Origin of the sequence: Nissabacter sp. SGAir0207, from assembly GCF_005491205.1 — a bacterium.
Taxonomy (GTDB): domain Bacteria; phylum Pseudomonadota; class Gammaproteobacteria; order Enterobacterales; family Enterobacteriaceae; genus Chimaeribacter.
Window position 1 is genome coordinate 2249198 of sequence record NZ_CP028035.1, and the last position, 13805, is coordinate 2263002.

The 13805-nt window shown below is 57.4% G+C and carries 15 protein-coding genes; 7 read left to right on the forward strand and 8 right to left on the reverse strand.

The window, feature by feature from the left end:
• Window positions 1-129 precede the first annotated feature (129 nt).
• The 4 genes from C1N62_RS09800 to C1N62_RS09815 all read left to right on the forward strand — a co-directional run bounded on the left by C1N62_RS09800 (window position 130) and on the right by C1N62_RS09815 (window position 2736).
• Window positions 130-939, forward strand: coding sequence for a DUF2971 domain-containing protein (locus tag C1N62_RS09800; protein WP_168195846.1), 810 nt, complete (start codon window positions 130-132; stop codon window positions 937-939).
• A gap of 167 nt (window positions 940-1106) precedes the next feature.
• Window positions 1107-1484 carry a copper homeostasis periplasmic binding protein CopC gene (gene copC, locus C1N62_RS09805; protein ID WP_240775685.1) on the forward strand — a complete coding sequence of 126 codons (378 nt, stop codon included), beginning with the start codon at window positions 1107-1109 and terminating at the stop codon, window positions 1482-1484.
• Window positions 1481-2374, forward strand: coding sequence for a copper homeostasis membrane protein CopD (copD, locus tag C1N62_RS09810; RefSeq protein ID WP_137763458.1), 894 nt, complete (start codon window positions 1481-1483; stop codon window positions 2372-2374). The genes copC and copD overlap by 4 nt, the downstream gene beginning before the upstream one ends.
• A 26-nt stretch (window positions 2375-2400) precedes the next feature.
• Window positions 2401-2736, forward strand: coding sequence for a YebY family protein (locus C1N62_RS09815; RefSeq protein ID WP_137763459.1), 336 nt, complete (start codon window positions 2401-2403; stop codon window positions 2734-2736).
• 369 nt (window positions 2737-3105) lie between these two features.
• Here C1N62_RS09815 and C1N62_RS09825 read toward each other — a convergent pair whose 3' ends face one another.
• Entirely contained in the window at window positions 3106-4209 is a 1104-nt protein-coding gene (locus tag C1N62_RS09825; protein WP_137763461.1) for an acyltransferase, read from the reverse strand.
• A 464-nt stretch (window positions 4210-4673) separates the two neighbouring features.
• Entirely contained in the window at window positions 4674-5183 is a 510-nt protein-coding gene (gene ftnA / locus C1N62_RS09830; protein WP_137763462.1) for a non-heme ferritin, read from the reverse strand.
• Between the two features lie 343 nt (window positions 5184-5526).
• On the opposite strand from ftnA, the gene C1N62_RS09835 reads away from it, so the two are divergent.
• Window positions 5527-5754: a DNA polymerase III subunit theta gene (locus C1N62_RS09835; RefSeq protein ID WP_137763463.1), complete on the forward strand. Its 228-nt coding sequence runs from the start codon at window positions 5527-5529 to the stop codon at window positions 5752-5754.
• A 21-nt stretch (window positions 5755-5775) separates the two neighbouring features.
• On the opposite strand, the gene pip is transcribed toward C1N62_RS09835, so the two are convergent.
• Window positions 5776-6732 (reverse strand): prolyl aminopeptidase, encoded by a 957-nt coding sequence (gene pip, locus C1N62_RS09840; protein ID WP_137763464.1) that lies wholly within the window; start codon window positions 6730-6732, stop codon window positions 5776-5778.
• 438 nt (window positions 6733-7170) lie between these two features.
• Here pip and C1N62_RS09845 point away from each other — a divergent pair, with 438 nt between their 5' ends.
• Both C1N62_RS09845 and exoX read left to right on the forward strand, forming a co-directional pair.
• Window positions 7171-7926, forward strand: a complete 756-nt coding sequence (locus C1N62_RS09845) for a carbon-nitrogen hydrolase family protein (RefSeq protein ID WP_137763465.1) — start codon at window positions 7171-7173, stop codon at window positions 7924-7926.
• 15 nt (window positions 7927-7941) lie between these two features.
• Entirely contained in the window at window positions 7942-8604 is a 663-nt protein-coding gene (exoX, locus tag C1N62_RS09850) for an exodeoxyribonuclease X (protein ID WP_137763466.1), read from the forward strand.
• 40 nt (window positions 8605-8644) lie between these two features.
• Here the strand turns inward: exoX and C1N62_RS09855 are convergent, their stop codons facing one another.
• The 5 genes from C1N62_RS09855 to C1N62_RS09875 form a co-directional block, all read right to left on the reverse strand.
• Complete coding sequence (locus tag C1N62_RS09855; protein WP_137763467.1) at window positions 8645-10690, reverse strand: S9 family peptidase; 2046 nt, start codon at window positions 10688-10690, stop codon at window positions 8645-8647.
• 165 nt (window positions 10691-10855) lie between these two features.
• Window positions 10856-11161, reverse strand: a complete 306-nt coding sequence (gene yqfB, locus C1N62_RS09860; RefSeq protein ID WP_137763468.1) for a N(4)-acetylcytidine aminohydrolase — start codon at window positions 11159-11161, stop codon at window positions 10856-10858.
• A gap of 26 nt (window positions 11162-11187) precedes the next feature.
• The gene (locus tag C1N62_RS09865; protein WP_137763469.1) at window positions 11188-11526 is read right to left on the reverse strand and encodes a YebG family protein; all 339 of its coding nucleotides are present in this window, start codon (window positions 11524-11526) and stop codon (window positions 11188-11190) included.
• Window positions 11527-11638: 112 nt separating this feature from the next.
• Window positions 11639-13021: an ATP-dependent RNA helicase DbpA gene (dbpA, locus tag C1N62_RS09870; protein WP_137763470.1), complete on the reverse strand. Its 1383-nt coding sequence runs from the start codon at window positions 13019-13021 to the stop codon at window positions 11639-11641.
• Between the two features lie 182 nt (window positions 13022-13203).
• Window positions 13204-13413, reverse strand: coding sequence for a cold shock domain-containing protein (locus C1N62_RS09875; protein ID WP_137763471.1), 210 nt, complete (start codon window positions 13411-13413; stop codon window positions 13204-13206).
• Window positions 13414-13805: the final 392 nt, after the last annotated feature.

Sequence of the window (13805 nt, forward strand, 5' to 3'; positions counted from 1 at the left end):
CCATATTTATTCATAATAGCAGCATAATTATTAACGCCTTGGGATCACAAAAACAACCTTTGCCCGCTGATAACCGTTGAAAAGCCCGCCCGCTCCCCTATGCTGGAACCCGTAACCAGGAGAGTGCCTATGCTGCTTTACCACTACACCAACCAGACCGGTTTTCTCGGCATCACGGAGAGCGCCACGCTCTGGGCGACCAAGATCCAATATCTCAACGACAATAAAGAGTTTTTCCTCGCGCTTAGCATCGCCGATGAGATTTTGAAAGAGCGCCTGCGCACCGAGATCGCACGCGACGTGGTGATCCGGTTGATCCGCTTCCGGGAGGCGCTACCGCGGATGAATGACGTCAATGTCTGTGTCTGTTCCCTCTCTGAGAATGGCGATCTGCTCAGCCAGTGGCGTGGCTATGCCGCCGGGCTGGGGGGCTATTCGATTGGTTTTGATTATGAAGGGCTGCGCCGCAGCCTTGCCCGGCAGGAGTATGTGCTGATGAAGTGCCTCTACCAGCCTGCGGAGCATGAGGCGGCGCTCAATGCCATGATCGATGAGGTGCTCAGCCAGTTTGCCGGCCAGCCGGAGCCAGACCACGCGCACATTGAGCAGCCCTCGGCCGCCTCGCGGCTGTTTCAGGAGAAGCTCTACTGCGTGGCGGCCGTGCTGAAGGACAGCAGCTTCAGCGAGGAGGCGGAGTGGCGCGCCATCTCCCGCCGGTCGCTCAGCCCAGTGGAGCTGGCCTTCCGCCCCGGCCGCTCGACGCTGGTGCCCTTCCATAAGCTGCCCTTTGATCAGCCGCAGGATCGCTGCATCCGTGAGATCATTGTGGGCCATACGCCCAACAGCGATCTGGCGCTGGCGGCCACCCATACCTTGATGCAGAAGATGGGACTGGAGGTGACGCTGCGCGCCAGCGGCATCCCGTTCCGCAACTGGTGAGGCCATGCCATCTACCGGCCGTCTGGCAGGGGGTTTCTCCGCGGCGGCCTTGCAAAACGATCACAAAACCCTAACCCAACGACATAATTCAGCGCAATTTTTCGCAACAATCGCCGCCAAGGATCGGGTAAAGTAGGCCCTGACCTTTCCGCCGCTGAAGAGATGCCATGTTTATGCCAGATTTTTCCCGATGCCTGCGCACATTATGCGCGCTGCTATTGATCGCCGCGGCCCCCCAAGCGCTGGCCCATGCCCACCTTGCCAGTGCCGAGCCGGCCGCCAATGCGCTGGTCGCGGCCAGCCCACAACAGTTGGTGCTGGGCTTTACTGAAGGGGTGGAGCCACGCTTCAGCCAGGTGACGCTCAGTGGCCCGGAGGAGGTGATTGTCTCTGCCAAGCAGCTGCGCAACGCGCAGGATGACAAAGCCCACCTGCTGGTGCCGATTCCGCACCGTCTGGCGGCTGGGGAGTATCTGGTAAACTGGAAAGTGGTCTCCGTTGATGGCCACCGCACCCAAGGAAGCTACCGCTTCACCCTCAAATGAGCACGCTCTCCCTGATTTGGGTTGTCTGCCGCTTCCTGCATTTTCTGGCGGTGATGCAACTGTTTGGCATCAGCGTTTTTACCCGCCTGCTGGCCCCGGCCTCTTTTGGGCCGGTGCTACTGCGCCAATTGCGCCGCTGGCAGGGCATCGCCGGGGTCATCACCCTGCTGACCGCCTTCGCGATGGTGGCGATTCAGGGCGGGCTGATGGGCGACGGGTGGCAGGATAGCTTCTCCTATCCCATCTGGCTGGCGGTGCTGGACACCGCGTTCGGCCAGGTGTGGCGCTGGCACCTGTTGTTCACCGCCCTGATGATGCTCTGCCTGCTGCTGCCTGCCGACCGCCTGCGTGAAGCGCTACTGCTGCTGGCCGCCACCGCGCTGCTGGCCGGGCTGGGTGCCGTCGGCCATGCCGCGATGCGTGACGGCTGGGTGGGCACGCTCCAACGCACTAACCATACGCTCCACCTGCTGGCCGCGGCTTACTGGTTCGGCGGCTTGCTGCCGCTGCTGGCTTGCCTGCGCCAGTGCCGTGGGCCACGGCGGACGGAAGCCATCACTACCCTGTTGCGCTTCTCCGCCTACGGCCATCTGGCCGTGGCGCTGGTGATCGGTACCGGTATGCTGGACACCCTGATGGTGGTCGGCACCTGGCCGGTGAACTGGCACTCGCCCTACCAGATGCTGTTGCTGCTCAAAATGGGGCTGGTGGTATTGATGGTCGGGGCAGCGCTCTATAACCGCTACCACATTGTGCCGGGCTTCGCGGCCGATCCGCAGCGGGCGCAGCGCGATGTGGTGCGTACCACATTGCTGCTGCTGGCGCTGTCATTGCTGGTGATTTTGCTGGTCAGCCTGTTTGCCACCCTGGAGCCGGTGCCGGCAGGCTAAGAATTCTCTGTCTATAAGGACTTTCCATGAAAAAAGTGATCCTCTCTCTGGTTTTGACCACCCTGTGCGGCAGCGCCGTGGCGGCGGACATTGTGACCGTCAGCCGTTTCCAGTTTGGCAAGGCATGGCCCTTCACCCGTGAGGAGGTGATGTTGCAGTGCCGCACTGGCAAGGCGCTGTTTGCCATTAATGACAGCACGCTGGTGCAGTACCCGCTGAATGAGGTGGCTGAAGCAGAGGTTAAAGCCGGCAAAACTCAGGCGCAGCCGATTGCCAAAATCCAGCTTGACGATCCGCAACAGCCGGGCCAGAAAATGAGCCTGGCCGCCGTGCAGCAGAAAGCGTTGACCCTCTGCGATTAAGCCAGAACGCACCGTGAAAAGTCATGAAAAAGGCAGAACGCCAATGTTAAGGAATTGTTTTGGGATAGTTATCACAAAAGTGAATTCCGATGGCGTTCACGCTCACACAGCCGGTGTGTGATGCTGGAAAAATCACCTCTGTCGTCTACGCTATAAAGTGCAAGGCATAACAGCCTGCATTAATGCCAACTTTTAGCGCACGGCTCTCTCCCAAGAGCCATTTCCCTAGACCGAATATAGGAATCGTATTCGGTCTTTTTTTATGCCTGCCATTTGGCAATTTCTCTACCCCCGCCCAAAAGGCACCGGCCCACCAGAGGTGGGCCGAGGGCAGCAGTACGCCAGTGGTTGAGTAAAGTGCTGGCTGCACTACCTTACTGGTGTCGTAACAAAAACCGTGCGATTCGCCCACTTCTTTTTCAGGAATTGACTGAACCTATCTTCAATGTATTTGTGGGTAAAGTGAGCAACGATAAAGGTCGTACTGATAGAAAGTAACATCAACCAGTATGGATGCGTAATCACACCGCCCGAGGCATGTTTGAAGAGTTTAATAAAAATGTTCTGGATATTGAATTGCAGCAAGTAGATCGAATAAGAGATAGTACCAACGTAGAGCAGGAGCGGGTTTTTAATAGCATAGCCGCACTTCTCCAGTTTCAATAAGGCAACAATCAGCAGCGCCAAATACCAACCGCGGGTGTGTATGCCATGCACATTGGTGTTGAGACTGTAGGTATTGACGACAAACACCCAAACCGTCGCGAGAATAAGCGCCCACCATAAGAGAGTAAGCCGTGCATTGATTTTCGGATAGAGCACACCAATTAGCACGCCTAACAAAAATTCCAGAATGATGGGGTGCGTCATCATTGATAAATAGGGCAGTGAGAACTGGAAACCATGTGAGAGGTAATCGGCCGGTACACCAAAAGCAATAAGCGGCATAATGATAATGGTACCGAGTGCCAGTGCAGTAAAGACCCACTTCTTCTTACCGAACATAAACGAGAGTGCAACGATAAAATAGAAGAACATCTCATAGTTCAATGTCCAGCCCTGCCCAATTCGCGCGCCACCATAAATAGGCCCTATGGCGCTGGCGGGCAGTGAAGTATTGCCCGCTGGGATAAATAGCATAGATTTTATGCTCTTCCACCACATTTCGCTGTCAGCACCAAAGCTACTGAGTGTCAGCAGGTAGTAAAGTGGAACAATACGGATTAGACGCTGAACAAAATAGTTGAGCGCCGGTGCATACCCTGCGACACCAGGTGGAATAGTATAAGCGGCAATAAATCCGCTGATAATAAAGAAGAGATCAACCCCCCATGAGGCACAGGAAAACAGAATGCCAAAAGGTTCCGTTTTTGGAATCTGAATGAATCCGTAATGATGGGTCAAGAGTACGGCGACTGCGGCGATGCCACGCAGTACATGTATTGAATAGATCGTTTGTTTGCTGTCGCTCATGGGGTGATGGTATTCCGTTACATAAAAAAGAGCCGCCAACCGGCCATGCTGCCTAAAGTACGGCAAGAGTGATGAGTAGACATTGCGCTGGGGCAGCTTAAAAGGCTGGCGTGTTATGCACCTCACTTATTATTTGTAAATATTCTTTAAAAATTGCCTCAACAAATATCTGGAGAAGGAATTATTCGTTACCTAATAATGGGCCAATCAATAATTTCCCCAGAGCAGCACCTCACTCCACCTCAAGTCCAATTAAAATAAATGGTGCAAGAAATAGCCATCAATAGGATAGAAAAAAGAGGTAAAACATGTTGATAAAACTACTCCCTCACCTTGCCAATCGCCATCCTTCATTGGTAAAGAACAAACAGGCTAACGATTTTCCCGTTGTTCACGCGATTAATGTTTAGTGCTGACATCAATAAAAAAGCCCGCACAAGGCGGGCTTTTAGGGAGCAGCGGGATTATGCCGTCGGCTCTACGCCGGGGGTCATGTTTTTCAGCTCTTTGTCGACAAAGAACAAGCCGTTGCCGGTATTGCTCACCAGACCCAGCTTGTCGAGCACCGACTTGAACAGCTTCTCCTCTTCATGCTGCTCGGCCACATACCATTGCAGGAAGTTAAAGGTGGAGTAGTCCTGCAAAGTCATCGCCAGATGCGCCAGCTCGTTGATTTTGCCCGTGATCAGCTGCTCATGTTCATAGGTCTGGGCGAACAGCTCAGACAGAGAGGCAAACTCCACCGGCGGCGCGGCAATCGCGCCCAGCAGCGGCAGGGCACCGGTGTCGCTGACATAATCAAACAGACGCTGCATGTGCTCCATCTCTTCACGCGAATGGGCTTTCAGGAAGGCGGCGGCCCCCTCAAAACCCTTGTCGCTGCACCAGGCGCTCATTTGCAAGTAGAGGTTGGCGGAATAGAACTCCAGGTTCAGTTGTTCATTGAGGCGGCTGACCATCTCTGGCTTTAACATAGGTGCATCCTTAAATATGACAGGCGAAAGCGATGATTAATTTTGCGCATTATGCCGCCCCACGCCGCAAATAGAAACCATCAATCGGAAATTTTTTAAATAAAATTACAATCCATTGAATTTAATAGTTTATTTAATATGATAATGTCAATATAAAACTCGATTTAATTAATAAATGAGAACCATTACCCTGCCAGAAATTAATAAGGAGAATCGTTCTTATTTATATTCTTGCATGGCGGTTGCCAGGATTTCCTCTTTTTGTCGTGATGTTGCTGCCTTGCCATTTGGCCGGGCTTGCTTTATTTTTGCCGCAGCACAACCAACGCCCGGAGAGAGAGCAATGGGATACAACCTGGCTGAACGGCCTATCGAAGAGATGAACCGAATCAATGTGGATCTGGCGGCGTCCGGCGTGGCCTTCAAAGAGCGCTACAATATGCCGGTGGTGCCGGAACTGGTGGAGCGGGAACAGCCAGAAGCGCTGCGCGCCTACTTCCGCGAGCGTGTGGCCTTCTATCGCGGCGAGTCCTACAAATATTCCCGCCTGCCCTACGAACCCAAAAAGTAACTGCCGCCCCGGCCGGGGCGGTCATGCCTTGCCGGCAAAGCGATCCGTGGCGCGGATCAGGCGATCCAGAATGCCCGGCTCGTCGAAGGAGTGGCCAGCCCCCTCAATGATATGTAACTCCGCTTCTGGCCAGCGCTGCGCCAGATCCCAGGCATTCTGTACCTGACAGGCCATATCATAGCGGCCATGCACAATCACGCCCGGCAGGTGGCTGATGCGCGGCATCTCGTCCAGCAACTGATTGTCATGTTCCAGAAAGCCATTGTGGCTGAAGTAGTGGTTTTCGATGCGCGCGAACGCCAGGGCAAACTCATCTTCGCCAAAGGAGGCGGAGTTGATGGCGGGCATCAGCGTCACCGTCTCCCCTTCCCACAGGCTCCAGAGGCGTGCGGCTTCCAGCTGTACCTCCAGATCGCTGCTGGTCAGGCGACGCCGGTAGGCGGCAATCACATCCTGCCGCTCCTCCTCTGACAGAATCGACAGCACTCGCTCCCACTTATCCGGGAAGAAACGTGACGCCCCCTCTTGGTAGTACCATGCCAGCTCGCGCTGCCGCAGCGTAAAGATGCCGCGCAGCACCAGTTCACTGACGCGATCAGGGTGCGCCTGCGCATAGGCCAGACCCAGGGTCGATCCCCAGGAGCCGCCGAACACCAGCCACTGCTCGACCTCTGCCATTTCACGCAGCTTCTCCATGTCCTCTATCAGGTGCCAGGTGGTGTTGTTGTCCAGACTGGCATGGGGACGCGACCGGCCACAGCCTCGCTGGTCAAACAACGTGACGTTGTAACGTTCAGGGTCGAATAACTGTCGGTGGATCGGCGAACAGCCGCCGCCGGGGCCACCGTGGATGAAAACTGCCGGCTTACCCGCCGGGTTGCCGCTACGTTCCCAGTAAACCTGATGGCCGTCGCCGGTGTTAAGCCAGCCACTGGCGTAAGCTCTGATGGGGGGATATAACCCCTTTAATGCCGTCATCTGCTGTCCCGATCTGCCTGCTCCTCGGGTTAATAAAACTGATTGTTATATTTACGTCAATGAATTAGCTCTTATTTGTAAGAAATCGCGTTCTTTCGGCCATTTTATCGTCAATCTTGCCGGATTTTGTAAGCAAAAAAAGAGTGACGAAAAAACAGTCGTTTTTGAAAAATCCGCTGAATTCTACTTGAAAAAATAGTTTAAACAGATGTTAATAAGGGTGCATACCAACCCAATCACCGGTATAGAGAGGCCACCATGAGTAAGGGAATGGATAGCAAAAAGAATGCGAAGAAGAAGCCGTTGAAAACCCCTGCTGAAAAACGGGCGGACAAGCGTGCCAAAAAAGCACATCCGCAAGAGTGATTCCGGCTGACCCGCGTACTTAAACCCGCTCAGGCGGGTTTTTTATTGTTTGATACCAAAAGGATTGATGGCATGAATAGAATTGTCATTGCAGCGGCGCAATACTGTAGTGTGCCATGCGATATTGAGAAAAATATCGCGTTGCACCGTGAGTTTGTGGCAATTGCTGCCGAAGAACAGGTCAACATGCTGATCTTCCCTGAACTCTCTATTACTGGTTATGAATTGGGTCAGGCCAGCGATCTGGCCCTGACTCTGGACGATCCGCGCCTGATGCCCCTCTGTCAGGATGCACAGCGCCATGCCATGACCATTGTGTTTGGCGCGCCGCTGCTGACCGATCCCCAGGGTACCTGCTGCATTGGCGCGATTGCCTGTGAAACTGACGGCTCGCTCTATGCCTATACCAAACAGCATCTGGTGGAGCACGAACTGGCCTACTTCAGCCAGGGCCAGGGCGGCCCGTTGGTGCGGGTTCAGGAGTACAATGTCGGGCTGGCCATCTGTGCCGATGTGACAGTGCCATCGCACCCGGAGCAGGCAGCGCTGGCCGGTGCCAACATCTATACCGCGGGTGTGCTGTTCTCTGAGGATAATTACGAGCGGGATAGCGGACGCTTGCAGGGGTATGCCAGCCGTCACCAGATGGCGGTATTGATGGCCAACCACGGCAGCCAGACCGGTGGCCTGCTGGGTGTGGGCCAGAGCGCCATCTGGGCGGAGGATGGCCGCTGCATCACCCGCGCCGGACGCACCGGCAATGCGCTGGTACTGGGCGAGCGGTTAAATGGCCAGTGGCAGGGCCGCACCATCTCTTTAGACAGCTAATTAACGAGGAGTACTATGATCCTGCGAGTCATTGACACTGAAACCTGCGGCCTTGACGGCGGCGTGGTGGAAGTTGCGTCAGTGGATGTGGTAGAGGGGCAGATTGTGAATCCAATGAGCGATCTGGTCTCGCCCGACCGGCCCATCAGCATTGAGGCGATGGCTATCCATCACATCACGGAAGAGATGGTGGAGGGCAAGCCACGGATTGCGAAAGTGATTGGCCGCTACCAAGGCAGCCCCTACTATGTGGCGCACAATGCGGCCTTTGACCGCGCCATGCTGCCAGAGATGCATGGCCGCTGGATCTGTACCGTCAAGCTGGCGCGCAAGGCGTTCCCCGGCCTGAAGTACAGCAACCAACACCTGCGCTATGCCCTGCGGCTGAAGGTAGATCTGCCAGAAGGGCTGTGGCCGCACCGCGCGCTCTATGACTGTTACGTCACCGCCGCTCTGTTGCAGCGCATCATGCAGGAGACGGGCTGGAGCGCCGAAGAGATGGCAGAGATCACCGAACAGCCGGTGCTACTGCGCACCCTTAAGTTCGGCAAGTACCGTGGCCGGCCGATTGAGGCGATTGCCCAGGAAGATCCCGGCTATCTGCGCTGGATGCTGAAATCCATCGATGACCTCAGCCCCGATATGCGCTACACCCTCACCCACTACCTCACGCCCTGACTGGCCAGGGGGCAGCGCTGACGCGCTGCCCCGGCAGGCATCAGGCCAGCGTGCCCTCGCTCAGCGCCAGCACAAAGGCATACTCCATCGCGATATCCTCATAGGCCTTGAAGCGCCCAGACTTGCCGCCGTGTCCGGCATCCATATCGGTATAGAGCAGCAGCGGGTTGCCGTCGGTCTTCAGCTCGCGCAATTTAGCGACCCACTTGGCCGGCTCCCAGTACTGCACCTGTGAGTCATGCAGGCCAGTGGTGACCATCATGCTTGGGTAGGCTTTCGCCTCCACCCGGTCATACGGGCTGTACTGCAACATATAGTGGTAGTACTCCGCCTGATTGGGGTTGCCCCACTCGTCGTACTCGCCAGTGGTCAGCGGAATGCTCTCATCCAGCATGGTGGTGACCACATCCACGAACGGTACTTGCGCCACGATGCCGTGGTAGAGGTCGCCAGCCTGATTGATCACCGCCCCCATTAACAGGCCGCCAGCGCTGCCTCCCATCGCATAGACCCGATCCTGGCGGCCATAGCGTTGCTCCACCAGCGCCTGCGTGACGTCAATAAAGTCATTGAAGGTGTTGAGCTTGTGAAGCAGCTTGCCATCTTCATACCACTGCTGGCCCAACTCCCCGCCGCCGCGGATGTGCGCCAGCGCAAACACAAAACCACGGTCAAGCAGGCTCAGGCGGCTGGTGCTGAATGAGGGATCCATGCTACTGCCGTAGGAGCCATAGCCATAGACCAGCAGCGGGTTGGCCCCCACCTGGAACAGATCACGCCGGTAGACCAGCGACACCGGCACCTTCACCCCATCGCGCGCCGTCACCCATAGCCGTTCGCTGGCATAGTGGCCGCTATCAAAATTCTTCACCTCCTGCTGCTTCAGCAGGGTGCGCTCGCCGCTCTCCATATCCACCTCAAACAACGAGCTGGGGGTGGTCATGGAGGAGTAGCCGTAGCGCAGCAATTCAGTTTCCGGGTCTGGGTTATAGGCCAGCCAGGTGACGTAGGTGGGATCGTCGAAGCGAATCTCCTTCTGCGCCCCGCTCTGCCAGTGGATCTGGCGCAGGTGGGTCAGCCCCTCGCTGCGCTCCTCCACCACCAGCCAGTGGCGGAACAGGCTGAAGCCCTCCAGCATCACCTCCTGGCGCGCCGGTATCACCACCTGCCACCCCGCCTCGTCCGGGCGATCGGCCTGATAGAGGCCAAAGTTTTTGCCCTCTTTATTGGAGCGGATATAGAAGTGGTCACGGTAGTGATCGATGGCGTATTCGTGGTCACGGCGGCGCGGCACAAAGATCTGTGGCTCGGCCTCTGGCTCCGCCGCATCCAGCAGCAGGATCTCTGAGGTGGTGGTGCTGCTGAGGTGGATCAGGATATAGCGCTCGGAGGTGGTCTTCTCCAGGCTGACGTAGAAGGTGTCATCCTGCTCCTCATACACCAGCACATCCTGCGCCGGATCGCTGCCCACTACATGGCGATAGACCTGATAAGGCAGCAGCGTTTTGTCATGCTTGCGCACGTAATAGAGGGTGCGGGAGTCATTGGCCCACTCAAAGCTGGCGGAGGTGTTGGTGATCACCTCTTCCGACCACTGCTCGCTGGCCGCCTCACGGATGCGGATGTCGTACTGGCGGCGCGAGAGGAAATCCTCCGCCATCGCCAGCCGCTGGTTGTCCGGGCTGACGTCCAGCGCGCCGAGGGTGTAGAACTCATGCCCCTCCGCCCGCACGTTGGCATCCAGCAGCACCTCCCATGCCTGCGTCTCGGCGGCAGGCTGGCGCACGTAGATCGGGTACTCCTTACCGGGCTGGTAGCGGGTCTGGTAGCGGTAACCGTGGCGCACGTAGGGTACTGAGGCATCCTCCTGCGGGATACGATCTACCATCTCCTGATAGAGGGTTTCACGCAGTGCCTGATGGGGCTGCATCATCTGCTCGGTGTACTGGTTCTCGGCGGTCAGGTGGGCCAGCACATCCGGCGCGCTGCGCTCATCATCACGTAGCCAGTAATACTCATCGATACGGCTATCACCGTGCGTGGTGAGGGTATGGGGGCGCTTGTCAGCTTTGGGTGGTGTGATCATCGACTGTTCCCTGGCACTGCCATTGTTAACCGATAAGGGGCGAAAGGACGCACCGGCGCATGGAATCCTGCTAAGTATGGCTACTGCGCCGGTCAGGCGTTGGATAAATGTTGGCGCCTCAGGCAACCTGAAAACAACATCTTAACAAAAGAGGCATGATAGCCCCTAACAGAGGGCGAACTCAATGCAGTAGAGTTGCTGGATATCGGGATAGAGGGTCTGGATAAGCTGTCGCAGCTCAGGGAGGGACATGTTCTCCTGCCGGGCGTGGGTGTCGTTTAGCTCGGAAGGGGCCACTGGCGTTACGGCAAGCACGCGCAGATGGCAGAAGACGCCGCCATCCTCAAGGCGCGAGACGCACAACACCTCACCCGGCGTAACGTCGGCCTCAAGGCTGTCACGCAGGGTAATGGTTTTGCGGCCGGCCAGGATGTCATCCTGGAAGCGGCCATAGAAGGTAAAGGATCGCATGGCATCACTCCTTGATGGCGTCAGGCTCAGGCGGCCTGATTGTCGCTGTCCGCCGCCTCTTTGCCGCGGCCCTTGGGCTTCAGGCGCGCCGGCTCTTCAGCACCCTCTTCCGCTTTGCTCGCCAGCACGCTCTCCAGCGAACCGCCGCGCAGGATCTGGGTCAGCGGATCTTTATGCTCGGCCAGGAAGAAGCTCAGGCTTTCACGCTCGCCCTCCTCCATCTCCAGTGCGGAATGGGCCAGCCATTCAGACAGGGTATCGGCCAGATCCAGCATCTTGTCGTAAGCGTCAGCCTCTTTCTTGGTCGCAAACGTCATCTTTTCCTCGCCTTGTCGCACCACGACATATTTCACTTCAACCGTCATGAGTGTTAATCCTCTTAATGGCACACTACTGTATAGATATACAGTTTAAGGAAAATAGGACGGGGAGGCAAGCCCTTTCGCACAAACCGGAACCCGCCTCCCAAAAAATAAATTACTTCAATAACCGGGCTTTACAGCTTTTGCCTTTGATTTTACCTTGCTGGAGCTGCGAGAGCGCACGACGGACGCTGGCACGGCGGATCGCCACATAGGCATGTATCGGGAACATGTCGATTTTGCCGACTTCCGCCGCCGTCAGCCCGGCGTCACCGGTCAGCGCGCCAAGGATATCGCCGGGGCGGATTTTCGCCTTGCGGCCGCCATCGATGCAGAGCGTAGCCATCTCTGGCTCGAGCGCCACGGACGGGGTCGCCATCAGCTTGTCAGCCGGCTGCCACTGGGTGCGGATGGCGAGGTAATCCTCCAGCGCGTGCACGCGTACCATCTCCTGTGGGGCGCAGAAGCTGACCGCTACACCGGCCGTACCCGCGCGGCCAGTACGGCCAATGCGGTGGACGTGCACCTCGGGGTCGAAGGAGAGCTCGTAGTTCACCACCAGCTCCAGATCCTTGATGTCGAGGCCGCGCGCGGCGACATCGGTCGCCACCAGCACCCGGCAGCTGCGGTTGGCGAAGCGCACCAGCACCTGATCGCGGTCACGCTGCTCCAGGTCGCCGTGCAGGGCCAGCGCGCTGATGTTCTCGGCAGCCAGCGCGTCGGCCACCTCCTGACAATCGCGTTTGGTGTTGCAGAACACCACACACGAGGCCGGCTGGTAGTGGCGCAGGGTGCCGGTCAGCAGGCGCAGGCGTTTGTCGCGGCTGGTCTCGATGAAAATCTGTTCAATGGAGGGCGGCTGCTCACCGCCGTCGATCTCAATCGTCAGCGGCTCGCGCTGGACACGGGCGCTGATGCGGGCGATCCCCTCCGGGTAGGTGGCGGAGAACAGCAGGGTCTGGCGCTGCGGCGGGGTGTAGCGGATCACCTCGTCGATGTCATCGCTGAAGCCCATATCGAGCATACGATCGGCCTCATCCAACACCAGCAGGCGCAGTGCGTCCAGGTTCAGCGTCTGCTTGCGCAGGTGCTCCTGTACCCGGCCCGGCGTGCCGACCACGATATGCGGCGGGCGCACCAGCGAATCAAGCTGCGGGCCAATGGGCTGGCCGCCGCACAGGGTCAGGATCTTGATGTTCTGGGTGAAGCGCGCGAGGCGGCGCAGCTCTTTGCTCACCTGATCCGCCAGCTCGCGGGTTGGGCAGAGCACCAGCGCCTGAGTGAGGTACTGGCCAGCGACAATCTTGTCCAGCAGGCCAATGCCGAAGGCAGCGGTTTTGCCGCTGCCGGTCTGTGCCTTGGCACGGACGTCACGGCCATCGAGGATGGCCGGCAGGGCGGCGGCCTGTACCGGGGTCATGGTGGCGTAACCCAGTTCCGCCAGATTGTCGAGTTGCTCCGCCGGCAGCGGCAGGGAAGAAAATGGGAGTGTGCTCAAGACAGTCGCTCTTATGATGGAAAAAAAGGGGGGCGGGCGTGTGCTGCAATACAGTCAGTTCCGGCAAGCGCCCATCATAGCAGAGAGCGGGCCGGGCGCGGTAACCCGGCGGGGGCCTGGGGCAAAAAAACCCGCGCCGGGCGGGTTTTCAGGCGCTCACCGCACGGGGCGGCAACGCGCAGTCAGATGGCAACCACGTTGGCAGCCGATGGGCCACGCGGGGTCTCCTGTACGGAGAACTCCACCTGCTGCCCTTCCGCCAGGGTTTTGAAGCCGTCGCTGACGATCGCCGAGAAGTGGACGAAGAGGTCATTGGAACCGTCAGCCGGGGTGATGAAGCCGAAGCCTTTGGATTCGTTGAACCACTTCACGTGGCCAGTTTTCTTGCTCATGGCGTTTTCCTTCATTGGTAAGTCTGCCCGCAGGCGCGAGACGCCCTGCGCCACAGGCCAGCATCAGGATAACGACACCAGAACCGCTGAAAAGCCGGGAGGGCCATCACATAAAAATCGCTCATCCCATTGAGGTACCGCACCTGCTGCCTGCTCCGCAGGACCGGGGAATTAACGCATATTCATGCGGGCAGCGCAAATTTTTCTCCTGTCCTAAGCTATGGATTGTATTGGATTTCCTGCCAAAATGCCCGATGCGTGGATGGCGTGGCCTGCTGTCGGCGCCTAAAAATCGCACATGAACGCGGGCCGAAAAACATCGGTGGGGCTGCACACGCAAACGTTTTCGTTTATACTGCGCGCGTTATTTTGAGTCGAGTCAGTCAACCCTG